The sequence below is a fragment of the Paraconexibacter sp. AEG42_29 genome, from assembly GCF_040581415.1.
Classification (GTDB): Bacteria; Actinomycetota; Thermoleophilia; order Solirubrobacterales; family Solirubrobacteraceae; genus Paraconexibacter.
The window spans coordinates 1,820,008-1,843,681 of sequence record NZ_CP114014.1; the positions used below are offsets into that span (position 1 = coordinate 1,820,008).

Consider the following 23,674-nt stretch of genomic DNA (forward strand, 5'->3'; position numbering starts at 1 on the left):
GTCCGGCCGCCGCCGACGTGAGCTACGGCCAGGCCTGCTCCACCGAGCACCACCACGTCGTCCGGCCGCCGACCGCCGCCTTGACCATCGCGCCGCCGCAGCGGGGACAGGCGGCGTCCTTCTTGCGGAACTCGATCACGCGGCCGGTGTGGACGCCCCCGTGCTTCATGGCCGCCCGGGTGCAGCGGCGCAGCACCTTCCAGAGGTCGTCGAGCTCGTCGGTGGTGAGGGTCCCCGCCGGGCGGAGGGGCGCGAGCCGCGCCTGCCAGAGCGTCTCGTCGGCCAGCAGGTTGCCGACGCCCGCGATCACCGACTGGTCCATGATCCGCGCCTTCAGCGGCGCCTCGCCGACGCCGACGCGCTCGCGGAACGTCGCCTTCGGGACCAGCAGCGCGTCCGGCCCCAGCCGCGAGAGGTCGGGGTTCAGGACGGCGCGGCCGAGGCGGCGCTTGTCGAACAGGATCAGCGCCGCGTCGTCGTCGAAGGTGATGGTGAAGCGCGCCCAGGCCGGGTCGCCCGACAGGCGCGGGTCGGGGTGCCCGCCCGCGGGTGGCGCCGGCGCTTCGGTGGACGCATTCGCGCCCGCGCCCGCCGCCGCCAGGATCTCGTTGGCGGACATCGGGTCGCCGGCGTAGGCGGTGACCTGGGCGTCCTCGCCGTCGACGAACACCATCCGGCCCGCCATGCCGAGGTGCAGGCCGAGGATCGGGCCGTCGCCGTCGTCGGTGTCCAGGAACATCGACTTGCCGATGCGGCCGGCCGCGGTCAGGGTCCGGCCGACCAGCGCCGAGGCGATGTCCCCGGGCAGGTGGGGCCGGCACACGTAGGTGTCGGCGTCGTCGACGGCGGCGACGGTGCGGCCGACGGCGCGCTCGGCGATCAGGGTCCGCGCGGCTTCGACCTCGGGCAGCTCAGGCATCGCGCGGGATCGTAGTGGCCGGGCGCCAGGCAGACTGAGTCGCGCGGGCGTCGGTGGCGGATCGCACGGCTCCGGGCCTGGTGGATCGGCATTCACCGCAGGCGGGGCGGGTGAGTGGTGGATCGCACGGCTCCGGGCCTGGTGGATCGGCATTCACCGCAGGCGGGGCGGGTGAGTGGTGGATCACATGACTCCGGACCTGGTGGATCGGCATTCACCGCCAGGCTGGGGCGGCGTCCTGGCCGCGCCGGGCTGCGACCGGACGTCGTGCCCGGCGGTAGCCTCGCGGCGGTGAGGCACGCGTCACGGACGACACGCCGGATCACCGCGCGGCCACGGCTCCTGTCGGCGATCGCAGCGACAGCGCTGGCCGTCGGCACCGCGGCCGGCTGCGGCGGCACCGAACGCGACCGCGCGGCGCCCAGCGGCCCGTCGAAGCGCGTCGTCGCGATCGTCCAGGACGACGCCGAGCTGCTGCACCGCTCGCCGCAGCGGATCGCGGCCACGCTCGACGATCTGCGCGGCCTCGGGGTCGACTGGGTCCGCGTCACCGCCGGCTGGTCGGTCATCGCGCCCGACCCGACCGCCGACCGCCGGCCCGCCGGCTTCGACGCGGCCGACCCGGGCGCGTACCCCGACGGCGCGTGGGACGCGCTGGACCGGCTGCAGCGCCTGACACGGCGGCGCGGGCTGCGGATCGCGATCGACATCGCCTTCTGGGCGCCGCGCTGGGCGGTCGCGCGACCGAACGCGGACCGCGAGCAGCGCAACGAGCGCAGCGGCATCGACCCCGGCGAGTTCGCGGCCTTCGCGCAGGCCGTCGCCCGCCGCTACCCCGACGCCGCCGCGTTCACGATCTGGAACGAGCCGAACCACACCGCGTTCCTGCTGCCCCAGTGGCAGCAGGACCCGGCCGGGAACTGGACGGCCGCCTCGCCGCAGAACTACCGCGACATGCTCCGTGCCTCCGTCCCGAAGGTGAAGGCCGCGGCGCCGGACGCCGTCGTCCTCATCGGCGCGACCTCGTCGCTCGGGACCGCCCAGGGGACCGACGCCCGCGAGCGCATGTCGCCGCTGACGTTCGCCCGCCGGCTCGCCTGCGTGGACGACGCGCTCCGGCCCGACCCGCGGCAGCCCGGATGTGCCGGCTTCACGCCGCTCCCGGGGGACGGCTGGTCGCACCATCCGTACGCGGTCGACGTCCCGCCGTCCGCCCGCGACCCGCGACCCGAGACGGTCCGCCTGGGCGACCTGGACCGCCTGACGACGTTGCTGCACGCGCTGCACGCCGCCGGCCGCACGACCACCGACCTCCCCGTGTACCTCACGGAGTTCGGCTACCAGACCAGTCCGCCGGACCCGACCCAGGAGGTGTCCCTCGCCGACCAGGCCGCGTGGGTCGCCGAGGCCGAGCAGGTCGCCCGCAGCCACCCCGAGGTCCGCGCCACCGCGCAGTTCCTCGTCCGCGACCTCCCCGAGCGGCCGGGCGACGACCTGCGCACGCGCTGGCGCGACTACCAGTCGGGCCTGCGCTTCGAGGACGGCCGGCCGAAGCCGGCCTACCTCACCTACGCCGTCGCCCTCGCGATCGCCCGGGCGCAGGAGGCGATCGCCGCCGCCCCGTGACGTACGACACGGCTGCTGAGCAACCATGTCGTACGGTCGGGTGCGGCTCGGCGAAGGGGCGCGCCGATCAGCCCGCCGGGTCGTTGGTGCTAGCGGAGCGGTGCGCCGTCCTCGTACAACTTGAGCACAGCGACCGCACCGTCCGGCGCGGCGTCGTAGCAGAGGCCGCAAAGCACGCACTCGTCGATCGCGTCGTCGACGATGTCCACGCCGTCGGGCGTCCCCTTGTAGATGTTCACGGGGCAGACCTCGTTGAGCTTGGCGCCCAGGGCCGGGTCGGACGTGAACTCGTCCTTGACCTCGATGCCGATGAAGATGGCGTCTTTGCGCATCAGGCTGCACTCCTCTCGGCGATCTTCGCCTTGACCAGGTCGGGGATCTCGTCGATGCGCTGCACGACGGGGATGCCGGCGGCCTCCAGGCGGGCGATCTTCTCGGTCGCGGAGTCCTCCTTGCCCTCGACGATCGTGCCGGCGTGGCCGAACGACATGCCCTGCATCTCGTCGTCGTCCATGAACTTGCCGGCCATGAACGCGATGATCGGCAGGCGCGAGTTGTTGTCCGCGACCCACTGCGAGAGCTGCGCCTCCATGCGGCCGCCGGGCTCGGTGTAGATGACGATCGCCTGCGTCTGCTCGTCCGCCTCGAAGTACGGCATGAGCTCGGCGTACGTGGAGCCGATGATCGCGTCGCCGCCGATCGAGACCGCCGTCGACACGCCGAGGCCTGCCGCCGTCAGCGTCGAGGAGATCTCAGTGGTCATGCCGCCGGAGCGCGACATCACGCCGACCGACCCCGGCTGGTAGGCGACCGCGGCGTTCTTCGCCGGACCGCCGATGCCGCCCATCTTGGCGACGCCGGGGACGATCAGCCCGAGGCAGTTCGGGCCGATGATGCGGGCGCCGTTGAGGTCGGCGAGCTCGACCATCGCGGCCACGTCCCGGCGCGGGATGCGCTCGGTGACGATGACGATCGTCTTGATGCCGGCGTAGAGCGCCTCGAAGACCGCGTCCTTCGTGCCGCCGGGGGGGACCGTGACGACCGAGCCGTCCGGGACGACCCCGCCGTTGTGCTCGACGAGCTGCGCGATCGTGTCGAAGACCGGGACGCCGTGGACCTCGCGGCCCTTGCGGCCCGGGGTCACGCCGCCGACGATCTTGGAGCCGTAGTCCAGGCACTCACGCGTGAGGTTCACGGCCTCGCGGCCCGTGATGCCCTGGATGATGAACGTCGTGTCCTTGTCGATGAGGATGGACATCAGGCAGCCGCTCCTTGGATCTTCTCGACCGCACGTCCGGCGGCCTCCCACAGCGACACGGACCGGTCGCAGTACTCGATGCCGTATTTGTCGAGGATCTTGAAGCCCTCTTCCTCCCAGGCGCCTGGGATCCGGAAGATGGCGATCGTCTCGGCCGGGTCCTTGCCGAGCTCGAGGCAGGCCTTGATGACGCCGCGCGCGACGATGTCGACGCGGGTGTTGGAGACGATCGACATCATGACGGCGATCTGCTCCACGCCGTCCTTCTCCAGGACCGCCTTCGCCAGGCCGCAGGCCTTCGCGACCGACGGGTTGCCGCCGATCTCGGAGTAGTTGGCCGGCTTGCCGCCCTGCTGGCGGACCGCGTCCGTCAGCGTCAGCGACCCGCCGCCGGCGCCGATGATCAGGCCGATGGTGCCGTCGAACCCGTGGTCCTTGCCCTGGATGACGCCGCGGTGGTCCGCCGCGTCGACCGCGGCGACCGCGTCCTCGAAGGGGGACGGGACGTAGGTCTCGCGCGCGCCCTCCTCGGCGCCGATGCCGAGGGCCTTGATGAGCGCCTTCTGGCGCGGCATGCCCTCGTTCTCCATCTCCATGTGCGCGTCGAGTGCGACGAACGTGCCGTCGTGGAGCTCGGCGATCGGGTTGATCTCGGCCAGGATCATGTCGTTGTCCAGGAACAGCTGCGCGAGCCGCGCCAGGATCGGCGTGCAGCGCTGCAGCGCCTTGCCGGTGACGCCGGCGTCCGCGATGACCTGCTTGGCCATGAAGTCGCTGAACGGCTGCAGCGTCGAGAAGTGGCCGCGGCCGACGTGGTCGGGGTGCTCCTCCGCGACCTGCTCGATGTCGATGCCGCCCATGTCGCTGAACAGCATCAGCGGCTTCTTCGCGGCGCCGTCCCAGACGACGCCCATGTAGTACTCCTGCTTGACGTCGGCCTTCGGGTCGACGAGCACGCCGCGCGGCTCGAGCCCGTTGATCTCGAGCTTGAGGATGTCCTTGGCGTAGGCCTCGGCCTCCGCGGGCGTGTCGGCGAACTTCACGCCGCCGGCCTTCATGCGACCGCCCGTCAGGACCTGCGACTTGATGACTGTGGGGCCGCCGATGCGGGCGGCGATCTCCTTCGCCTCCGCGGCGTCGGTCGTGAAGCCGTAGTCGGTGACGGGGATACCGGCGCGCTTGACGATCTCGCGCGCCTCGTACTCGTAGAATCTCATGGAGCTCCTGATGACCTGGGTCGGAAGGCCGGACGTCGCGCTGCGGCCGCGGCGAACCCTATTACGGGGCCACGGCGGACAGCAGCCCGCCCGCCGCGCCCCGCGATGGAGCTAGAAGCCGTAGGCCTCTTTCAGCTCCGGGTCCTTCTCGGCGAGCATTTTCGCCAGGGTCACCATGACCTGGCACTGCTTCCAGGTCGCGTCGTCCTGCATCTTGCCGTCGATCATGTGGACGCCGGCGCCGTCCGGGATGGCCTCGAGGACCTTCTTGGCGAACAGGACCTCGTCCACCGGCGGCGAGAAGACCTTCTTCGCGATGCCGATCTGGACGGGGTGCAGCGACCATGCGCCGACGCAGCCGAGCAGGAACGCCGCGCGGAACTGCGCCTCGCAGGCGACGACGTCCTTGATGTCGCCGAACGGCCCGTAGAAGGGGAGCAGCCCGTTCATCGTGCACGCGTCGACCATGCGCGCGATCGAGTAGTGCCACGGGTCCTGCTGCGCGGTGATGCGGGTCTGGCCCTCGACGATCTGGCCGTCCTCGATCTGCGGGTCGGACATCGAGATGTAGCCCGGGTGGCCGCCGCCGACGCGCGTGGTCTTCATGCGGCGGGACGCGGCGAGGTCGGCCGGGCCGAAGGACATGCCCTGCATGCGGGGGGACGCCGCGGCGATCTCCTCGACGTGGGCGACGCCCTGGGCGGTCTCCAGGAGCGCGTGGATCAGGATCGGCTTCTTGACGCCGGCCTTCGCCTCGAGCTGCGCCAGGAGGCGGTCGACGTAGTGGATGTCCCACGGGCCTTCGACCTTCGGGACCATGATCACGTCGAGCTTGTCGCCGATCTCGGTGACGAGCGTCGTGAGGTCGTCCAGGACCCACGGGCTGTCGAGCGCGTTGACGCGCGTCCACAGCTGCGTCGAGCCGAGGTCGATGGTCTTGCCGACCTTGACGAGGCCCTCACGCGCCGGGACCTTGCGGTCGAGCGGGACGGCGTCCTCGAGGTTGCCGAGGACGATGTCGGCCTTGGCCGCCGTGTCCGGGAGCTTGGCGACCATCTTCTCGTTCGACGCGTCGAAGAAGTGGATCATCCGCGACGGCGGGAACGGGATCTCGCGGAGCGGATCCGGTGCGCCCACACAGAGCGGCTTGAAGAAGTCCTTGGGGCTGCGCATAGACGCCGAACCGTACCTTGCGGGTTAGGCTCCACGTCTTGTCGACGAGCACCTCATCGGAAGCGACCGTCCCGGTCGAGCAGGCAGGCGAGCGGCGCAGCGCCCGGGTCGAGTCGCTCCGGGCCCTCGCGGCGCTGGCGGTCTTCGTCGGCCACGCCTTCGCGCTCTCGTTCGGCAACGAGGGCGGCGTCTTCGACGGGACGAAGAACAAGCTGCTCGTCGGCGGCGGCCTCGGGGTCTTCCTGTTCTTCACCCTTTCGGGCTACCTGCTGTTCCTCCCGTTCCTGAAGGCGCAGCTCGGCCTGCGCGGTCGCGTGCAGCTGGCGGACTACGCGCGCAACCGGATCCTGCGCATCCTGCCGCTGTACGTCGTCGTCATCACCGTCCTCAGCGTCATCCGCCCGTTCGAGGGCCAGGTGTCGGACTGGTGGCGCTTCATGCTCTTCATCCAGAACTACTCCGGTGAGTCGATCACGCTGCCCGACAGCCCGGTCTGGTCGCTCCAGGTCGAGATGCACTTCTACATCGTGCTGCCGCTGTTCGCCTTCCTGCTCGCGCTCGTCGCCCGCCGGTCGCTCGTCGTCACGTCGCTCATCCTGCTGGCGCTCGCCGGCGTGAGCTACAAGGTGCGCGAGCACGGCGTCTTCGAGCACGACCAGCTCGGCGTCCTCTACGGCCTGTACTCGCTGCCCGGCCTGATGTACCTGTTCATCAGCGGGATGCTGCTCGCCGTCGCGAAGGTGTGGTGCGATCGCGCCCGGCCCGGCTGGATGGACCTGCCGGTCATCGGCTGGTCGGTGGTCTGGTTCGCGGTCGGCGTCGGGCTGTACGCGTACATGGCGACGAAGAACCAGCTCGTCCAGACGCAGCTGCTGCCGTTCGCGGGCTTCCTCGTCGTCGCGTCCGCGGTGCTGCCGCTGCGCTCCGGCCTGCAGAACGCGGTCCTCGAGTGGCGGCCGCTGGCGCTGGTCGGCGTGGCGTCCTACAGCCTCTACCTGGTCCACGTCCCGATCATCCAGGTGATCACGGGGACGCACGTCCGCGGGGTCGACGGAGCGCTCGTCACGTTCGGCGACGGCATGGACTTCAAGGTCACGCTGCTGCTCGCCATCGTGGTCGTCGCACCGGTCACGGCGGCGTCCTACCTCGGCATCGAGCGGCCGTTCCTGCGCCTGCGCAAGCGCTGGGTGTAGCCCGCTCCGACACGGCCGAAGGGCCCGGTTCCCCCGCTGGGGGCGGACGTGAACGCTCGCGGACACCTAGAATCCGCCGCCGCCAGTCCGACCCCCTGACACGCAGGAGATCCACATGTCCGACGATTTCACCACCGACCAGCGCGAGCGCGAAGCTTCCGGCGGCCACGCCTACGGCCGCTACTTCGAGGAGTTCGAGGAGGGCGCGGTCTACAAGCACTGGCCCGCCAAGACGGTCACCGAGTCGGACGATCATCTCTTCTGCCTGATCACGATGAACCACCACCCGCTGCACCTGAACGACGTGTACGCGGCGCAGTCGCAGCAGAAGCGCAACGTCGTCGTCGGGCCGCTGGTCTACTCGCTGGCGCTCGGCATGTCCGTGTCGGACGTCTCCGGCAAGGCGATCGCGAACCTGGCGACCGAGGAGCTCTCGCACCCCAACCCGGTCTTCCACGGCGACACGCTGTTCGTCGAGACCGAGGTCGTCTCAAAGAAGGCCTCGTCCTCCAAGCCCGACCGCGGCGTCGTCAAGGTCCACACGAAGGTCCTCAACCAGGACGGCGTCCTCGTCGCGGAGTTCAAGCGCCTGGTCCTCGTCCCGAAGAAGAACCCGGGCACCTGAGCCCACCCTGGCTCGGGGGCGTTGTCCGCGACGCCTTCCGGGTAAGGGGGCGGTAGTCTTTCGACCCCCACCCCGGCGCTCCTCTGCGCCGGGGATCTTTTCTTTTCAGCCGTCACCCAGTCCAGGAGTCCAGCACCGTGAGCGAGACCGCCGCCGCCCCCACGAAGAACGCCAAGCTGCTGGCCTGGGTAGAGGAGATCGCCGCGCTGACCAAGCCCGACGCGATCCACTGGTGTGACGGCTCCGCCGAGGAGTACGAGTCGCTGACGCAGGGGCTCGTCGACGCCGGCACGTTCAAGAAGCTCTCGGACGCCAAGCGCCCGAACAGCTACCTCGCCTGGTCGGACCCGTCGGACGTCGCCCGCGTCGAGGACCGCACCTACATCTGCGCCGCGACGGCCGAGCAGGCCGGCCCGACCAACAACTGGCGCGACCCGGCCGAGATGCGCGAGGTCATGAACGGCCTCTTCGACGGCGCGATGACCGGTCGCACGATGTACGTGATGCCGTTCTCGATGGGCCCGCTCGGCTCGGACAAGTCCTACATCGGCGTGCAGGTCACCGATTCGCCGTACGTGGTCGTCTCGATGCGCGTCATGACCCGCATGGGCCAGAAGGCGCTCGACGTCCTGGGCGAGAACGGCGACTTCGTGCCGTGCGTCCACTCCATCGGCGCCCCGCTGGCCGACGGCGCCGCCGACAGCGCCTGGCCGACGAACGCCGAGACGAAGTACATCGTCCACTACCCCGAGACGCGCGAGATCTGGTCCTACGGCTCGGGTTACGGCGGCAACGCCCTGCTCGGCAAGAAGTGCCTCGCGCTGCGGATCGCCTCCATCATCGCCCGCGACGAGGGCTGGATGGCGGAGCACATGCTGATCCTCAAGCTGACCTCGCCGGAGGGCAAGGTCAAGTTCGTCACGGGCGCCTTCCCGAGCGCGTGCGGCAAGACGAACCTCGCGATGCTCGTCCCGTCCCTTGAGGGCTGGACGGTCGAGACCGTGGGCGACGACATCGCCTGGATGAAGATCGGCGAGGACGGCCGCCTGTACGCCATCAACCCCGAGGCGGGCTTCTTCGGCGTCGCTCCCGGCACCGGCTACGACACGAACCCGAACGCCATGGCCTCCATCACGGAGAACACGGTCTTCACCAACACGGCGCTGACGGACGACGGCGACGTCTGGTGGGAGGGCATGACCGACGAGAAGCCCGCGCACCTGATCGACTGGCACGGCAACGACTGGACGCCGGAGTCCGACATCCCGGCTGCGCATCCGAACTCGCGCTTCGCGGTGAGCGCGGGCCAGTGCCCGTCCATCGCCCCCGAGTGGGAGGACCCGACCGGCGTGCCGATCGACGCGTTCCTCTTCGGCGGCCGCCGCGCGACCGTCCTGCCGCTCGTCCGCGAGGCGACCTCGTGGGAGCACGGCACGTTCCTCGGCGCGACCATGTCCTCGGAGATGACCGCGGCCGCCTTCGGCACCGTCGGCCAGCTGCGCTTCGACCCGTTCGCCCAGCTGCCGTTCGCGGGCTACAACATGGGCGACTACATCGGCCACTGGCTGTCGATGACCGAGCGCACCGACGCCGACAAGCTGCCCAAGATCTTCTACGTCAACTGGTTCCGCAAGGACGAGAACGGCAAGTTCATCTGGCCCGGGTTCGGCGAGAACTCGCGCGTCCTGGAGTGGATCTTCCGCCGCATCGACGGCGAGGTCGAGGCGATCGCCACCCCGATCGGCAACGTGCCGGTCGCCGGCGACATCAACGTCGAGGGCCTGGACCTCTCCGACGACCAGATGGCCGCGCTGCTCGCCGTCGACACCGACGCCGTCAAGGCCGAGCTGCCGCAGGTCGAGGAGTTCCTCGCGAAGTTCGGCGACCACCTGCCCGCCGAGATGACGACGCAGCTCGATCAGCTCAAGGCTGCGCTCGGCTAGCACCACGAATCGGTGGTGACCGCCGCGCCCGCGGTCCGGTCACCACCTGTTCACCGGACGGGGGAGCGCAGCGGGGAGAACTCCCCGCATGACCCCCACCCCGACACGCCGCGGCGCCGCCCTGGTCGCGGCCTCGCTGGCCTTCCTCCTCACCGTCGCCGGCTTCGCCGCGGCCGCGGGCGGCTCCCGTGACCGCGGACGCGCGACCGCCGACGCGCCGCTCGTCCTCGGCCACCGGGGCGCATCGGGCCTGCGCCCCGAGCACACGCTCGCCTCATACGAGCTCGCGGCGCGCCTGGGCGCCGACTACATCGAGCCCGATCTCGTCGCCACCAAGGACGACGTCCTGGTCGCCCGGCACGAGAACGACATCACCGGGACGACGAACGTCGCGGCCCGTCCCGAGTTCGCGGCGCGCAAGACGACAAAGAAGATCGACGGCGTCGACGTCACCGGCTGGTTCACGGAGGACTTCACGCTCGCGGAGCTGAAGACCCTGCGCGCGAAGGAGCGGCTGCCGGCCGTCCGCCAGCGGAACACCATCTTCGACGGGCGCTTCCAGATCCCGACCCTGCAGGAGGTCATCGACCTGTCCCGCAAGCTCACCAAGGAGCTCGGCCGGCCGATCGGCATCATCCCCGAGACCAAGCACCCCACCTACTTCGCGGGCATCGGACACGACCTCACGCCGCTGCTGGTCCGCACGCTGAAGGCCAACCGCCTGGACGACGCCAAGGACAGGGTCTTCGTCCAGTCCTTCGAGACGGCGAACCTGCGGGCGATCCACAAGCTGCTGCCGCGCACGAAGCTCGTTCAGCTGACGTCGGCGTCGGGGCAGCCGTACGACTTCACGGTCGCCGGCGACAAGCGGACCTACGCGGCCATCACGACGCCGGCAGGCCTGAAGGTCATCGCGAACTACGCGGAGGCGATCGGCCCCGACAAGGCGCAGATCGTCCCGAGGAAGCCTGACGGGTCCTCGGCCCCGGCGACGAGCCTCGTGGCCGACGCGCACCGCGCCGGGCTGAAGGTCACCCCGTACACGTTCCGGCCCGAGAACCAGTTCCTGCCCCTGGAGCGGCGCTCGAGCGCGGACCCCAACGCCTACGGCGACCTGATCGGCGAGCTGCAGCAGTACCTCGCCCTCGGCGTCGACGGGTTCTTCACCGACAACCCGGACATCGGTGTGGAGGCGGTCCGCTCACGCTGACGCGGTACGACGGTCGTCCGCGACTCCTGCGCCCGGGGTAGGGTCGCGGACATGGCCTTGGACTCCTTCACCGAGGGTGCGGTTCACGAGGGCGCGGAGTGGTCCGGTGAGCTCTACCGGATCGCCTCGACGCAGTTCGCCGGCACCGCCGACGTCCTCGACTTGGACGCCGAGGCGCGCACCCGGCTGCTCGAGCCCCGCCGCGCCCTGACCGTCAACTTCCCGATCCGGATGGACGACGGCTCCGTCCGGGAGTTCACCGGGTACCGCGTTCAGCACACGCTGACGATGGGCCCGACGAAGGGCGGCTTCCGCTACGCCCCCGGCGTCTCGCTGGGGGAGTGCGCGGCGCTGGCGATGTGGATGACGTGGAAGTGCGCGCTGCTGGGCCTGCCGTTCGGCGGCGCCAAGGGCGGTGTGCGGTGCGACCCGACGCAGCTCAGCGCGGGCGAGCTCGAGCGCATCACGCGGCGCTACACCGCCGAGCTGATCCCGGTCATCGGCCCCGACCGCGACATCCCGGCCCCCGACATGGGCACGGGCGAGCGCGAGATGGCCTGGCTCTACGACACCTACTCGCAGGCGATGGGCTACTCGGTCCCGGCGGTGGTGACCGGCAAGCCCGTGGTGCTCGGCGGCGTCGAGGCGCGCCAGCCCGCGACGGGCCTCGGCTGCGTGTACGTCATCGAGGCGCTGCTCGAGCGGCTCGGCTGGCCGATCCGCGAGCAGCGCTTCGTCGTGCAGGGCTTCGGCAACGTCGGCCGCGTCGCCGCCCGCGAGCTCTTCGCGATCGGCGCGCCGGTCGTCGGGCTGAGCGACGTCACGGGCGGGATCGTCGACCCGGCGGGCCTGGACGTGGACGACGTTGCGGCCTGGGTCGACGCCGAGGGATCGCTCGAGGGCTATCCGCGGGCGCAGGCAGTCGGCCGCTCGGAGATCCTCGAGACCGAGTGCGACATCCTCGTCCCGGCGGCGCTGGAGCGGCAGCTGACGTCGGAGAACGCCGATCGCATCCGGTGCCGGCTCGTCGTCGAGGCCGCCAACGGCCCGACCACGCCCGAGGCCGAGTCGGTCCTCGCGGACCGCGGCATCCGCGTCGTCCCCGACGTCCTGGCGAACGCGGGCGGCGTCACGGTCTCCTACTTCGAGTGGGTCCAGGACCATCAGCGCTTCACGTGGGACGGCATCGAGCTGCAGGACCGGCTGCGGCGGATGATGCGCGCCGCGGCGATCAAGGTCTGGGAGGGCTCCGAGGAGCACGACGTCGACCTGCGAACGGCCGCACTGACGGTCGCGGTGCGGCGGGTGGCGGACGCGGGGGCGCGCCGGGGCATCTACCCCTGAGTGACAGGGACGTCGGGTGGCGCATCGAGGGGCCGCGCGGATGCGACCTGCGCGCGGCGGGCGGAGGGTCCGGTGGGCCTGACCCGTCGGATCCTCCGAGCGTCCGACGCGGCCCGGCTGCGCGGAAGGTCTGGCGGGCCTGACCCGTCGAAGGTTCCGCGGACCTCTGCGATCCGCCGCAGGCTCGGCCGGCGGCGGTCAATGGCGTATCGCCCGGCTGGGAGCCGCGTGATCCACCACTCGCCCCGGCAGGCGGGGGTCAGTGGCGTTCCACCCGGGTGCGAGCCGCGTGATCCACCACTCGCCCCGCCTGGCCGGCCCAGCGAGCCCCCGCGCAGGCGTCAGTGCCCGGCGGAGCCACCCGCGGCGGCCGCCGGCGGACGCGACTCCTCGGCCAGCGACGTGATCGCCAGGGCGCCGCGGGCGGCCTCTGTGAGGACCTCGCCGGCCTCCTCGGCGGACCGCGCGTACAGCTCCACGAGCAGGTGCACGACGATCGTGTCCTCCTCGTGCTTGTGGAAGCGGACGTGAGTGAAGAACTCGCGCGTGCCGTGCTCGCCGAACGCGGCGTAGCTCAGCGCGTCCCCGGCCTCGGGGCCGGAGCAGGTCTCGACGTCCTCGGCGTCGACGGCGACGGTGCAGGACGCGACCCACGGCGTCCCGGCGACCATGCGCTCCCAGCGGTCCTCGATCCGGTCCACCCGACCGCCCACGAACGCCAGGTGCGGCTGGTCGTGCATGCAGTCCAGGCACTGCACGACAGCCTCCTGCAGCTCGTCGACCACCTCGGCGCGCTCGCCCGTCTCCGGGTCGATCCGGTGGATCCCCTCGTAGTGGACCTGCACTTCGAGCTCTTGGGACCAGCAGCGGTAACAGCGCAGCCAGGGGCGGGGTTCGTCGGTACTCATGCGCTGTCGATCATAGAGTCCGTGTCGTGGGCCCCGTCCGACACCCCCTGCCGGTCGCCTGCGCGGGCGCGGTGCTGGCGGGCGGACAGGGTCGCCGGATCGGCGGGGAGAAGGCCGCGGTCGTGGTCGGCGGGCGGACGCTGCTGGACCGGGCGGTGGAGACGGTGGGCCGCGTCGCGCGGCCGGTGGCAGTCGTCGCCCGCCCGGAGACGGCGCTCCCACCGCCCCCGGCGCCCGTGGCTGACAGCTTCGGCACCGATGCGGGGCGTTTCCTGTCGGCGGGCGCGCCCGAGGTGTGGCTCGAGCCCGCCGACGCACCCCGGCACCCCCTGACCGGCGTGGTCTACGCCCTCGAGCAGGCGGAGGGCCGCGCGGTGCTGGTCTGCGCCGTCGACCTGCCGCTGCTGGACCCCGCGACGCTGCGGGTCATCCTGATCGCGGCGGCGCTGGCGCCGGACGCACCGGCGGTCGTCCCCCGGACCGGACGGCACCTGCAGGTGCTGTGCGCGCTCTACCGACCGGAGGCGCTCGACGGGCTGCGGGGCTTCGACCCCGACGCGCGCGCGATCGATGTCGTCGAGGCGCTGGGCCCCGCGATCGTCCCGTTCGACGACGACACGCCGTTCACGAACGTCAACCGCCCGGAGGACGTGACCGCGGCGGAGCGGCTGCTGAAGGTCAGCCGAAGGTGAACGCGAACCCGCTGACGCCGGGCGGCACGTCCAGGTGCAGCCGGTGCTCACCGGTCTCGGGGAGGCCGACGAGCTCGTAGATGTCCTGGCCGGTCACCTTGACGGTCCGGTACGGCTTGCCGTCCAGCGTGACCTTCACGTCGCGCCGCCTGTCGCCCGCGGACGCCAGGACGAGGTAGACGTTGCGCGCCTGGATCTGCGCGTCGATCGTCGCACCGGCGACGGCGGTCGAGGACTCCTCGTCGACCTTCCAGCGGCCGCCGAGCGTGAAGTTGTTCAGGCTCAGGTCGGACCCGGTGACCGGCTTGTAGCTGCGGGTCCCGTCGGCGGGACCGGACGGGATCCAGCCCTGGGCCCGCTGCGAGCCGAGGTAGGTCTCGGGCGTGATCTGGCTGTCGCTGACCGCGATCGTGCCCTTCGCGCGCACGCCACCGCCGAGTCCGGTCGTCCCGCGTTCGGCCAGCAGCGTCCGGATGACGGCTTCGGACTCCTCGTACTCGCCCTCGCCGAAGTGCGTGAACCGCACCTGGCCCTTGGCGTCGATGAAGTACTTGGCCGGCCAGTACTGGTTGCCCCAGGCGTTCCAGGTGGCCATCTCGTTGTCCTGCACCACCGGGTACTTCAGGCCGTTCTGCTTGATCGACGCGGCGACGTTCGAGGTCTTCTTCTCGAACGCGAACTCGGGCGCGTGGACCCCGACGATGACGAGGCCCTTCTTCGCGTACTTCTCCTGCCACGCCTTGAGGTAGGGGAGCGTGCGGATGCAGTTGATGCAGGTGTAGGTCCAGAAGTCGATCAGGACGACCTTCCCGCGCAGCTGCCGGAGCGTCAGCGGCTTGCCGTTCGCCGTGTTGAACCAGTGGCCGTCGCCCTCGAACTCCGGGGCGTCGCCGAGCTTCGGCAGGTCGGGGGTCGTGACCCCCGGCAGCCCGGGGCCGGTGGCGGCGGCCGCCGTCCCGGGGCCCGCGGCGGCGGCTCCGGGCTTCGTGGCCGCGGCGGCTGCGGCGCGCTTCTGGGCCGCCTCCTGGCGCTCCTCGAACTTCGACCGCCCCCGCAGGTCGGCGAGCCGGTCCTTCACCGCGCCGGACTCCTCGAGGCTCTTGGTCGGGTTCACGAGGAAGGCCGGCAGGTCGCTGGCGATCGCCGTCTGGAAGCGCGTGTCGAGGGAGAACGTCATGGCGAGCGCCGTGAGGACCATGACCGCGCCGAGCGCCCGCTGGACCTGGGGGCCGCGGCCGCCGCGGCGCACGCGCTCCAGGACGCCGCGCCCGCCCAGCGCGAGCGCGAACAGCACGACGGCGGAGCCCAGCGCGTAGGCGAATCCGATCACGAACGTCTTGCCGGTCGCGGCGCTGACGGCGATGACGGACGCCAGGATCGGGCCGGCGCACGGCGCGTAGACCAGGCCGAGCGCCGCGCCGACGCCCAGGCCGCTGACGAAGCCGTCGCCCACCGTCTTGGGCCCGAAGCGCGCCAGGCGCGAGAGCGGCGCCTCCAGCCGGTCGCCGAGCTTCGGCACCAGGACCGCCAGCCCGAACACGAACAGCGCGGCGATCGCGAGGTCGCGGGGCAGCGAGTCGCCGACGCCGACGCTGTCGACGACCTTGGCCAGCACCACGATCGTGATCGTGAAGGTGACGGTCAGGCCGGTGACGACGCCGAGCGGCCGGCGGCGCCCGCCGTCCGCAGAGGCCGACAGCAGCGCCGGGAGGACCGGGAGCACGCACGGGCTGATCGCGGTGCCGGCGCCGGCGACCAGGGCGAAGAGGGCGAGAAGGACCACGGTCCCATCATGTTCGCAATCTCCTTGCGATTGGATGACGGACACCGGTGCCGCGACCGGCGCCCGGCCAGGACGCCGTCAGCAGACGGGCAATGTGCCGCAGACCAGGCCGAGCGTCGACGTCAGGCCGGCGACGGTGCCTTCGAGCGTGCTGACCTTGCTCACCAGCCCGGTTCCCGGTGCGGTGACCGTGGTGTTGAGCGCGGAGACCGTCCCCGAGAGGCCCGAGATGGTGGTCTCGGTGGAGGCGAGGCCGCTCTGGACGGTGGCGATGGCGCTGCCGGCCGCGCTGATCTGCCCCGCGAGCGCCGTGTCGGCGAGGCCCAGGGCGGCAACCGTCGTGCCGAGCCCCGTGACCGTGCCGTCGAGCGTGGTGACGGTGCCCGTGAGCCCGGACAGCCCGGTGGTGACCGTCTGCAGCGTGGTGTCGAGGGCGTCGAGCTGCGCCTGCAGCCCGGCGTCGCTGATCCCGAGGGCGTCCAGCGTGGTGGTGAGCGTGGTGAGGGCCGCCTCGGCGCTGTCGACGCGGCCGCCCAGTCCGCCGACGAGGGCGACGAGGCCGGTGCCCGCGCCGCTCACGGTGCTCGTGAGCGCACTCAGCTGCGCGCTGAGGACGGTGTCCGCGGAGCCGAGCGCGCCCACCGTCGTCTGCAGGGTGCCGAGCGTCGCGCTCGTCCCGGTCAGGTCGCCGGCGAGCGAGGTCACGCTCGTGCCCAGCGCGGTCAGCGCCGACTGGACGGCGGCGCTGTCGATGCCCAGGCCGGCGACCGTCGTCTGGAGCCCGCCGACGTCGCCGAGGACGAGGCCCACGGTCCCGGTGAGGCCGGTCAGCGCCGACTGCACGGTCCCGACGGTCCCGGTCAGCGCGTTCAGCGAGGTGGTCAGCGAGCCGACCGTCGACCCGAGCGTGCTGACGGTGCCCGTGAGCGCGGTGAGGTCGGACTGCAGGGCGGCCACGGTCGTCGTCGTCAGGGTCGTCACCGAGCCGGTCAGGCTGGTGAGGCTCGCGGTGGCGGTCGTGAGCGCGGACTCGACGCTCGTCACCCGGCCCGTCAGCGTCGTCAGGGACGCCGCGATCGAGGTCACGGTCCCGGTGAGGGCGCCGAGTGCGGCGGGGTCCAGGCCGCTGAGGGATCCCAGGCCGGCCTCGACGGCGTCAAGGCGCGCGGTCAGCAGGGGCAGCGCCGTCTCGACCGCGCCCAGGCGGCCGGCCAGCGCGGCGAGCGTGCTCTGCAGCGCCGTCACCGAGCTCTCGAGCGCGGCCACCTTCGTCGCGGTCGCCTGCTGGGTCGCCTGGAGCGTCGTGACGTCCCCGGCGGTCCGGTCCATGCGATCGCGAAGCCCGCTGGTCCCCTGGTCGAGCGCGTCGACGCGTTCGCCCAGGGTCTTCCTGGCCTCGCTGAGACCGGCGTCCAGGCCGCCGACCTGGCCGGTCAGGCCCGCGAGCCCGGACTTCAGCGTGGCGAGCTGGGCCTGGACCGCGGCAACGACGCCGTCGACCCGGTCGATACGGGCGCCTAGGACGCCCGCCAGGCCGGCGACGGTGGTCGTGAGCGTGTCGACGCGCCCGGAGACCGTGGCGACGAGCGCGGCCAGCTCGCTGGTGGACAGCTCCGCCGAGCGCCGCGTGACGGTCGCGGTCCGGGCGACGACACGGGCGCTGGCCGCGCCGCGCTGGCTGCGCGGGACCCTGGCGGTCAGGGCCAGCCGGTCCCCGAGGCGCAGGCGGGACGGGACGACCGTCGTCCGCGCCGGCCCGGGCAGCGCGCGACGCCGGCCGACGAGGATGGTCGCCACCTGGCTCTCGAGGTGCGCGTTGCGGGCGCTGGCGCGCGTGAGCAGGACGGGGATCGCCGAGCGGGTTCCCGAGACGGGGTAGGCGGCCGCGACGACGGTGGCCTTGAGCGTCCGGACGGGGTTCGCCGCCGGCCGGGGCGACGCGGCCGCGTGGGCGGACGCGGGAGCGCCGGCGCACGCGCTGAGCAGCGCGGCGACGAGGGCGCCGGCAGGGACGAGGCGGCGGCGGGAGAGCATGGGCTGCCCGCAGTGGTCGGCGACCGGCCGACGCGCTTGACCCGGCCTGTCAGCCGCCGATGGCGCTCATCGTGCGCAGCGGCTGCACGTACCCGGGCTCGTTGACCCGGTGCTTGAGCTCCTTGCGCCAGACCGCGGCACGGATGATCGCGTCGATCGCGTCGTCGCTCGAGCCGTCGCGCAGCGGGGTGCGCAGGTCGGTCTCGTTGTGGCTGAAGAGGCAGGTGCGCAGCTTGCCGTCCGCGGTCAGCCGGATGCGGTTGCAGTCCCCGCAGAAGGGGTCGCTCACCGGATCGATGAAACCGAGCTGCCCCTGGCCGTCGGCGAACCGGTAGACGCGGGCCGTGGCGGACGGCTCGCGTGGCGCCTCCTCGAGCGGGTACTCGCGGCCGATCAGCTCGCGCAGCTCCGCGCCGGAGAGCACGCTGCCCGGCGTCCAGGTGTGATCGGCGTCGAGGGGCATGAACTCGATGAACCGCACCTCGTAGGGATGCTCGCGGGCGAAGCGCGCGAACGGGAGGACCTCGTCCTCGGTGAAGCCGCGGATCGCCACGGCGTTGATCTTAATCGGGTGCGCCTCCGGGTGGGCGGCGAGCCTCTCGATGCCCGCGAGGACCCGGGGGAGGGCGTCGCGACGGGTCATCTCGAAGAAGCGGTCGCGCTGGAGCGAGTCGATCGAGACGTTGAAGCGGTGCACGCCGGCGGCGACCAGGGCGTCGGCGTCCCGGTCCAGCAGGTACCCGTTGGTCGTGACGCTCAGGTCCTGCAGGCCGGGAATCGCGGCCAGCCGCGCCGCGAGCACGGGGAAGTCGCGCCGGACGAGCGGCTCGCCGCCGGTCAGCCGGACGTCGTGCACGCCCATCTGGACGAGCAGCGTCACGAGCCGCTCGATCTCCTCGAACGTCAGCACGTCCGACCGCTCGAGCCACGGCAGCCCCTCGGCCGGCATGCAGTACTGGCAGCGGAAGTTGCAGCGGTCGGTCACCGACACGCGGACGTCGCCGATCGCCCGGCCGTGACCGTCGACGAGGGGAGGGCGCACGCTGTTCACGCCCAGAGGTTAACGTCCCGGACGATGCCTGTTTCGCCTGTCGTCCCTGCCCGCACCCGCCGGGGCGCTCCCGACCGGCGCCGCGGCGCGGTCACCGGCGCCGGTGCTGCGGCAGCCACCCTGCTCACCGGGGTGCTGCTGGCCGGCTGCGGTTCCGACGAGGAGCCGGCCAAGGTGGTGGCCTCGCCGGAGGTCCGCGTGCGGACGGTCGTGCGCCAGTTCGGTGTCGCGTCCGCCGCGAAGGACTACCAGGCGATCTGCGACCGGCTGATCGCCAAGACCTTGTCGGACAACGTCGAGGAGCTCGGCCTCCCGTGCGAGCTCGCCTTCAAGGAGGGCCTGGAGAGCGTGCGCGGGGCGAGCCTGCGCATCGACGCGGTGCGCTTCGCGGGGGCGTCGAAGGCGTTCGCGAAGGTCCACACGTCCGCGGTCGGCCAGGCGCCGTCGGACGACACGCTCGAGCTCGTGCTCGTCGGCCGGTCGTGGCGGATCAGCTCGCTGAACGCGCCGGCGTCGTCGGTCCCGAAGCCGGTGCAGGTCAAGTTCTGGTGACCGCTGCCGCGGGCGCTCAGTCGCGCTTGACCATCACGTAGACCAGCGCGCCCGCGAACGCCAACTGCCCGAACGCCATCGCGGTGCCCAGGTTGGTCGCGCCGACGGCGAGCGCGATGAGCGTCACGCCGGCGAACGCGGCGAGCATGATCAGCAGGTCGATGCGGATGGTCTTCATGGACGGCTCAATTCGCGGGCGTGGTCTTCCAGGGCGGTGACCAGGGTAGGGATGTCCTCGCCCCGCGGCTGCACCGCGAGGAAGCGGCGGGCGGCGCGCAGGCCGCCGAGCGCGCGCAGGCCGCGGTCCCCGTGCTCGGCGACGAAGTCGGCCAGGGCGCTCGACCGGCGCGACTGCAGGCGCTGCTGCGGGATGTCCAGCGCCGCGCGGTGCGCGTCCAGGGCGACCGTGAGGTCCGCGATGCCGACCGGCGGCGTCGCGACCGCGCTGACCGCGACGACGGCGGTGTCCCGCGATCCCGCCGACCGCAGCGCCGCGTTCAGGTCGCGCCGGGCGCGCAGCGCGATGTCCCCGAGGTCGGCCTTCGTCACCACGAGGACGTCCGGGATCTCCATGATCCCCGACTTCAGGAACTGCAGCGAATCGCCGCTGCCGGGCTGTACGATCACGGCGACGCTGTCGGCGACCTCGGAGATCTCGGTCTCCGACTGGCCGACGCCGACCGTCTCGATGACGACGACGTCGAACGCGACGGCCAGCGCGTGCGCCGCGGCCCGCGTCGCCGGCGCCAGGCCGCCGAGCCGCGTGCCGGCCGCCGTCGACCGGATGAACGTCGCAGGATCGGCCGGGTCGAACATGATGCGCGCGCGGTCGCCCAGCAGCGAGCCCCCGCTGCGGCGGGACGACGGGTCGACGGCGAGGACCGCGACGCTGCGGTCCTCGCCGCGCCACTGCCGCACGAGTGCGCTGAGCAGCGTCGACTTGCCCGCGCCGGGGGGACCGGTCACGCCGATCACGTGCCCCGCGGCCTCGCCGCCGAGCGCCGCCGGGGCGACCGCACGCAGCAGGTCGGCGATCGCCGCGCGGGACGCGGAGCTGCGGTTCTCGACGAGGTTGAGGACGGCGGGGGCGACCGTGAGGTCCCCGTCGCGCAGCCGTGCGGCCAGCCCGGCGCCGTCGGGCGGGCCGGGGGCCTGTGCGCGGGGGGCCGCGTCGGTCGGGGCCACGGAGCGGCGGTGACCTACGCGGCGCCGGCAGGGACGGGCGCCGCCGGGATGCCGTTGTGCTCCGCCACCAGCGCGACGATGTCCCGCATGATCCGGCGCATGTCGAAGTCCTTCGGCGTGTAGACCGCCGTGACGCCGGCGTCCTTCAGCGGCTGCTCGTCCGCCTCGGGGATGATCCCGCCGACCACGACCGGGGCGTCGACGCCCGCCTCGCGCAGCGCCGTGACGATGTCCGGGATCAGCTCGCGGTGCGACCCGCTGAGGATGGACAGCCCGACGACGTGGACGCCCTCCTGCAGCGCACTCGCCGTGATCTGGGCGGGGGTCAGGCGGATGCCCTCGTACACGACGTCCATGCCGGCGTCACGGGCCCGCACGGCGATCTGCTCGGAGCCGTTGGAGTGCCCGTCCAGGCCGGGCTTGCCGACCAGGATCTTCAGGCGGCGGCCAAGGGCCTCGGACACGCGGTCGACCTCCTCGCGGAGCTCCTCGATGTCCGGGTCGTCCGCGCCCGCGGCGGCCTCGCCGACACCGGTCGGCCCGCGGTACTCGCCGAACGCCGACCGCAGCGCCTGCGACCACTCACCGGTGGTGACCCCGGCGCGGGCGGCGGCGATCGTCGCCTCCATGATGTTCTCGTCGGACCCGGCGACGCGCGCCAGCTCGGTCAGCGCCGCCTCGACCGCAGCGGCGTCACGGCCCGTCCGCCACTCCTCGAGGGCGGCGATCGCCTCCGCCTGGACCCCGAGGTCGACGGTCATGATGCCGCCCTCCTCGTCCATCAGGGGGGACGGTTCGGTCTCGGTGTACTTGTTCAGGCCGACGACGATCTGCTCGCCCGCCTCGATGCGGTAGATCCGCTCGCGGTGGGAGTCGACCAGCGCGGCCTTCATGTAGTCGACGCCGGCGACGGCGCCGCCGTGCTCGCTCACGACCGCCATCTCCGCCCGCGCGCCGTCCAGCAGCTCGCTCACGAGCCCGTCCATTACGACCGAGCCCTCGAAGATGTCCGGGTACTCGAGCAGGTCCGTCTCGTACGCAAGGACCTGCTGCATGCGCAGCGCCCACTGCTGGTCCCACGGGCGGGGCAGGCCGAGCGCCTCGTTCCACGCCGGCAGCTGCACCGCGCGGGCCCTGGCGTTGCGGCCCATGGTGACGGCGAGCGCCTCGAGCACGATCCGCTGGACGTTGTTCTCCGGCTGGGACTCGGTCAGCCCCAGCGAGTTGACCTGCACGCCATAGCGGAACCGCAGCTGCTTGGCGTCCGTCACCCCGTAGCGCTCGCGGCCGAGCTCCTCCCAGAGGATGCCCATCGCGCGCAGCTTCGCGTGCTCCTCGACGAAGCGGACGCCGGCGTTGACGAAGAAGCTGATGCGGCTGAAGACCTTGCCCATCTGGTCCTCCTCGACCCGCTCGCGGACCGCGTCGAGGACGGCGATCGCGTTGGACATCGCGTAGGCGATCTCCTGGACGGGCGTCGCGCCGGCCTCCTGCAGGTGGTAGCTGCAGATGTTGATCGGGTTCCACTTGGGGACCTCGGTGACCGTGTAGGCGACCATGTCCGCGATCAGGCGCATCGACGGGCCGGGCGGGAACGCGTACGTCCCGCGGGCCAGGAACTCCTTGATGATGTCGTTCTGCGTCGTGCCCTGGAGGAGCTGCTGGTCGACGTCGGTCGCCTCGGCCGTGACGATGTACAGCGCCAGCAGCCAGGCCGCCGTCGCGTTGATCGTCATCGACGTGTTCATCTTGTCCAGCGGGATGCCGTCGAGCAGCTGCAGCATGTCGCCCTTGTGCGCGACCGGGACGCCGACCTTGCCGACCTCGCCGCGCGCCAGCTCGTGGTCCGCGTCGTAGCCGGTCTGCGTCGGCAGGTCGAACGCGATCGACAGGCCCGTCTGGCCCTTTGCGAGGTTCGACCGGTAGAGGGCGTTGGACTTCTTCGCCGTGGAGTGCCCGGCGTACGTCCGCATCATCCACGGACGGTCCTTCTCGGGCAGACGGTGGGGCGGGCGAGCCTCGGTGTCGGACATGCGCGGGATTCTACGGGACGACGGGCCCGGGCCACCCGTCGGTAGCGCGCTGCAACCGACGCGCGCCGGGCCGGGCTCGCAGCGCTCAGCCCGGCGGCGCGGCCCGTTACGGGATCGGGCTCGTCGGATCCGTCTCGGACGTCGTGGTCCCGGGCTCGTCGGGCGGTGGGGTGGTGGTCGTCGTCGGCGTCGTGACGGTCTCGGTGACCGTGGGCGGGGACGTCTCCGTGGTGGTCGTGACGGCCGGGGGCGTGGTGGTCGTCGTCGTGGTGGTCGGCGTGGTGGTGGTCGTGACCGTCTTGCCGGGCTCGACGACCGTCGTCGTGTCGGTGGTGGTCGTCACGACCCGCTTCTTCACGTGGGTGGTCCCGCCGCCGAAGTACGTCGTCCCGCCGCCCTTGATCAGCTGGGGCAGCGTGATGACGGCCGCGGCGAGGACGAAGCCCAGCAGTCCGGTGATGACCGCGACGCGCCAGTGCAGGCGGCGGCCGCCGGGCTCGGGGGTGGTGACGACAGGCGCGGTCACCGCGACGATCGCGGGCTCGCCGATGTCCGCGCCGGGAGCGGGCTCGACGGTCGTCGGCTCGTCCGGGCCGCTGGCCGGGCGCGGCCGAGGGTGGCGGCCCGGCAGCACCGGGGGCACGGCGGTCGTCACGACCTCGGTCGGCTTGCGCAGCAGCTCCTTGCCGATCGCGACGAGCACCGGGGTCGTCGCGGCCGACGCCAGCGTTCCGGGCTCCCAGACCTTCGAGCAGATGTACGCGGCCAGGGCCGACGCGATCGCCGTGATGATCAGGGTCGGCAGGTCGACCGCGCTGGCGGGAGCGGGGGCCGGGGGCGCAGCGGGAGGCTGCTGCTGGGTGGGAGCAGGAGATGACATACGGACCGCAGGGGCGCCCCGGGGGACACGGGACGCTCCCCTTGTTCT

Annotated in this window: 21 protein-coding genes; 8 read left to right on the plus strand and 13 right to left on the minus strand. The window is 72.1% G+C overall.

The genetic code is table 11. From position 1 onward, the window contains the following. Positions 1–22: 22 nt before the first annotated feature. Positions 23–919 (minus strand): DNA-formamidopyrimidine glycosylase family protein, encoded by an 897-nt coding sequence (locus DSM112329_RS08780; protein WP_354701440.1) that lies wholly within the window; start codon positions 917–919, stop codon positions 23–25. Between the two features lie 291 nt (positions 920–1,210). On the opposite strand from DSM112329_RS08780, the gene DSM112329_RS08785 reads away from it, so the two are divergent. Further along, positions 1,211–2,545: a hypothetical protein gene (locus tag DSM112329_RS08785; protein ID WP_354701441.1), complete on the plus strand. Its 1,335-nt coding sequence runs from the start codon at positions 1,211–1,213 to the stop codon at positions 2,543–2,545. A gap of 89 nt (positions 2,546–2,634) precedes the next feature. On the opposite strand, the gene DSM112329_RS08790 is transcribed toward DSM112329_RS08785, so the two are convergent. The 4 genes from DSM112329_RS08790 to DSM112329_RS08805 form a co-directional block, all read right to left on the minus strand. Then, positions 2,635–2,877, minus strand: coding sequence for a hypothetical protein (locus DSM112329_RS08790; RefSeq protein WP_354701442.1), 243 nt, complete (start codon positions 2,875–2,877; stop codon positions 2,635–2,637). After that, the gene (locus DSM112329_RS08795) at positions 2,877–3,803 is read right to left on the minus strand and encodes a CoA-binding protein (RefSeq protein ID WP_354701443.1); all 927 of its coding nucleotides are present in this window, start codon (positions 3,801–3,803) and stop codon (positions 2,877–2,879) included. Before DSM112329_RS08795 ends, DSM112329_RS08790 begins: the two co-directional genes overlap by 1 nt. Then, positions 3,803–5,020 carry an ATP-grasp domain-containing protein gene (locus tag DSM112329_RS08800; RefSeq protein WP_354701444.1) on the minus strand — a complete coding sequence of 406 codons (1,218 nt, stop codon included), beginning with the start codon at positions 5,018–5,020 and terminating at the stop codon, positions 3,803–3,805. Before DSM112329_RS08800 ends, DSM112329_RS08795 begins: the two co-directional genes overlap by 1 nt. Positions 5,021–5,131: 111 nt before the next feature. Further along, complete coding sequence (locus DSM112329_RS08805) at positions 5,132–6,193, minus strand: CoA ester lyase (RefSeq protein ID WP_354701445.1); 1,062 nt, start codon at positions 6,191–6,193, stop codon at positions 5,132–5,134. A 38-nt stretch (positions 6,194–6,231) separates the two neighbouring features. On the opposite strand from DSM112329_RS08805, the gene DSM112329_RS08810 reads away from it, so the two are divergent. The 5 genes from DSM112329_RS08810 (at position 6,232) to DSM112329_RS08830 (ending at position 12,508) form a co-directional block, all read left to right on the plus strand. After that, positions 6,232–7,386, plus strand: a complete 1,155-nt coding sequence (locus DSM112329_RS08810; protein ID WP_354701446.1) for an acyltransferase — start codon at positions 6,232–6,234, stop codon at positions 7,384–7,386. Between the two features lie 115 nt (positions 7,387–7,501). Next, entirely contained in the window at positions 7,502–8,011 is a 510-nt protein-coding gene (locus DSM112329_RS08815) for a MaoC family dehydratase (RefSeq protein ID WP_354701447.1), read from the plus strand. Positions 8,012–8,148: 137 nt separating this feature from the next. Beyond that, complete coding sequence (locus tag DSM112329_RS08820; RefSeq protein WP_354701448.1) at positions 8,149–9,954, plus strand: phosphoenolpyruvate carboxykinase (GTP); 1,806 nt, start codon at positions 8,149–8,151, stop codon at positions 9,952–9,954. A gap of 88 nt (positions 9,955–10,042) precedes the next feature. Beyond that, entirely contained in the window at positions 10,043–11,164 is a 1,122-nt protein-coding gene (locus tag DSM112329_RS08825; RefSeq protein ID WP_354701449.1) for a glycerophosphodiester phosphodiesterase, read from the plus strand. Between the two features lie 51 nt (positions 11,165–11,215). Beyond that, complete coding sequence (locus DSM112329_RS08830; protein ID WP_354701450.1) at positions 11,216–12,508, plus strand: Glu/Leu/Phe/Val dehydrogenase; 1,293 nt, start codon at positions 11,216–11,218, stop codon at positions 12,506–12,508. Positions 12,509–12,849: 341 nt separating this feature from the next. Here DSM112329_RS08830 and DSM112329_RS08835 read toward each other — a convergent pair whose 3' ends face one another. Then, positions 12,850–13,416 carry a hypothetical protein gene (locus DSM112329_RS08835; protein WP_354701451.1) on the minus strand — a complete coding sequence of 189 codons (567 nt, stop codon included), beginning with the start codon at positions 13,414–13,416 and terminating at the stop codon, positions 12,850–12,852. 26 nt (positions 13,417–13,442) lie between these two features. On the opposite strand from DSM112329_RS08835, the gene DSM112329_RS08840 reads away from it, so the two are divergent. After that, positions 13,443–14,108 (plus strand): molybdenum cofactor guanylyltransferase, encoded by a 666-nt coding sequence (locus DSM112329_RS08840; RefSeq protein ID WP_354701452.1) that lies wholly within the window; start codon positions 13,443–13,445, stop codon positions 14,106–14,108. Here DSM112329_RS08840 and DSM112329_RS08845 read toward each other — a convergent pair. The 3 genes from DSM112329_RS08845 to moaA all read right to left on the minus strand — a co-directional run bounded on the left by DSM112329_RS08845 (position 14,095) and on the right by moaA (position 18,976). After that, positions 14,095–15,891 carry a cytochrome c biogenesis protein DipZ gene (locus DSM112329_RS08845; protein ID WP_354701453.1) on the minus strand — a complete coding sequence of 599 codons (1,797 nt, stop codon included), beginning with the start codon at positions 15,889–15,891 and terminating at the stop codon, positions 14,095–14,097. The two genes, DSM112329_RS08840 and DSM112329_RS08845, sit on opposite strands and share 14 nt — an antisense overlap. A 78-nt stretch (positions 15,892–15,969) precedes the next feature. Further along, on the minus strand, positions 15,970–17,925 hold the full coding sequence (locus tag DSM112329_RS08850) for a hypothetical protein (protein ID WP_354701454.1): 1,956 nt from the start codon (positions 17,923–17,925) through the stop codon (positions 15,970–15,972). A gap of 49 nt (positions 17,926–17,974) precedes the next feature. Then, the gene (moaA, locus tag DSM112329_RS08855) at positions 17,975–18,976 is read right to left on the minus strand and encodes a GTP 3',8-cyclase MoaA (RefSeq protein ID WP_354701455.1); all 1,002 of its coding nucleotides are present in this window, start codon (positions 18,974–18,976) and stop codon (positions 17,975–17,977) included. Between the two features lie 24 nt (positions 18,977–19,000). On the opposite strand from moaA, the gene DSM112329_RS08860 reads away from it, so the two are divergent. Beyond that, a complete protein-coding gene (locus DSM112329_RS08860; RefSeq protein ID WP_354701456.1) occupies positions 19,001–19,528 on the plus strand; it encodes a hypothetical protein in 528 nt (175 codons plus the stop codon). 16 nt (positions 19,529–19,544) lie between these two features. Here DSM112329_RS08860 and DSM112329_RS08865 read toward each other — a convergent pair whose 3' ends face one another. The 4 genes from DSM112329_RS08865 to DSM112329_RS08880 form a co-directional block, all read right to left on the minus strand. Next, on the minus strand, positions 19,545–19,706 hold the full coding sequence (locus DSM112329_RS08865) for a hypothetical protein (protein WP_354701457.1): 162 nt from the start codon (positions 19,704–19,706) through the stop codon (positions 19,545–19,547). Further along, positions 19,703–20,713: a GTP-binding protein gene (locus tag DSM112329_RS08870; protein ID WP_354701458.1), complete on the minus strand. Its 1,011-nt coding sequence runs from the start codon at positions 20,711–20,713 to the stop codon at positions 19,703–19,705. The genes DSM112329_RS08865 and DSM112329_RS08870 overlap by 4 nt, the downstream gene beginning before the upstream one ends. A gap of 14 nt (positions 20,714–20,727) precedes the next feature. Further along, positions 20,728–22,746, minus strand: a complete 2,019-nt coding sequence (locus DSM112329_RS08875) for a protein meaA (protein ID WP_354701459.1) — start codon at positions 22,744–22,746, stop codon at positions 20,728–20,730. A gap of 106 nt (positions 22,747–22,852) precedes the next feature. Next, on the minus strand, positions 22,853–23,626 hold the full coding sequence (locus DSM112329_RS08880) for a hypothetical protein (RefSeq protein WP_354701460.1): 774 nt from the start codon (positions 23,624–23,626) through the stop codon (positions 22,853–22,855). Positions 23,627–23,674 lie beyond the last annotated feature (48 nt).

What these genes read in the sequence shown, in the direction of transcription:
- DSM112329_RS08780 (WP_354701440.1), bottom strand. Translation starts at nt 919, where the DNA reads ATGCCTGAGCTGCCCGAGGTCGAAGCCGCGCGGACCCTGATCGCCGAG.
- DSM112329_RS08790 (WP_354701442.1), bottom strand. Translation starts at nt 2,877, where the DNA reads ATGCGCAAAGACGCCATCTTCATCGGCATCGAGGTCAAGGACGAGTTC.
- DSM112329_RS08795 (WP_354701443.1), bottom strand. Translation starts at nt 3,803, where the DNA reads ATGTCCATCCTCATCGACAAGGACACGACGTTCATCATCCAGGGCATC.
- DSM112329_RS08800 (WP_354701444.1), bottom strand. Translation starts at nt 5,020, where the DNA reads ATGAGATTCTACGAGTACGAGGCGCGCGAGATCGTCAAGCGCGCCGGT.
- DSM112329_RS08805 (WP_354701445.1), bottom strand. Translation starts at nt 6,193, where the DNA reads ATGCGCAGCCCCAAGGACTTCTTCAAGCCGCTCTGTGTGGGCGCACCG.
- DSM112329_RS08815 (WP_354701447.1), top strand. Translation starts at nt 7,502, where the DNA reads ATGTCCGACGATTTCACCACCGACCAGCGCGAGCGCGAAGCTTCCGGC.
- DSM112329_RS08825 (WP_354701449.1), top strand. Translation starts at nt 10,043, where the DNA reads ATGACCCCCACCCCGACACGCCGCGGCGCCGCCCTGGTCGCGGCCTCG.
- DSM112329_RS08830 (WP_354701450.1), top strand. Translation starts at nt 11,216, where the DNA reads ATGGCCTTGGACTCCTTCACCGAGGGTGCGGTTCACGAGGGCGCGGAG.
- DSM112329_RS08835 (WP_354701451.1), bottom strand. Translation starts at nt 13,416, where the DNA reads ATGAGTACCGACGAACCCCGCCCCTGGCTGCGCTGTTACCGCTGCTGG.
- DSM112329_RS08850 (WP_354701454.1), bottom strand. Translation starts at nt 17,925, where the DNA reads ATGCTCTCCCGCCGCCGCCTCGTCCCTGCCGGCGCCCTCGTCGCCGCG.
- DSM112329_RS08860 (WP_354701456.1), top strand. Translation starts at nt 19,001, where the DNA reads ATGCCTGTTTCGCCTGTCGTCCCTGCCCGCACCCGCCGGGGCGCTCCC.
- DSM112329_RS08865 (WP_354701457.1), bottom strand. Translation starts at nt 19,706, where the DNA reads ATGAAGACCATCCGCATCGACCTGCTGATCATGCTCGCCGCGTTCGCC.
- DSM112329_RS08875 (WP_354701459.1), bottom strand. Translation starts at nt 22,746, where the DNA reads ATGTCCGACACCGAGGCTCGCCCGCCCCACCGTCTGCCCGAGAAGGAC.
- DSM112329_RS08880 (WP_354701460.1), bottom strand. Translation starts at nt 23,626, where the DNA reads ATGTCATCTCCTGCTCCCACCCAGCAGCAGCCTCCCGCTGCGCCCCCG.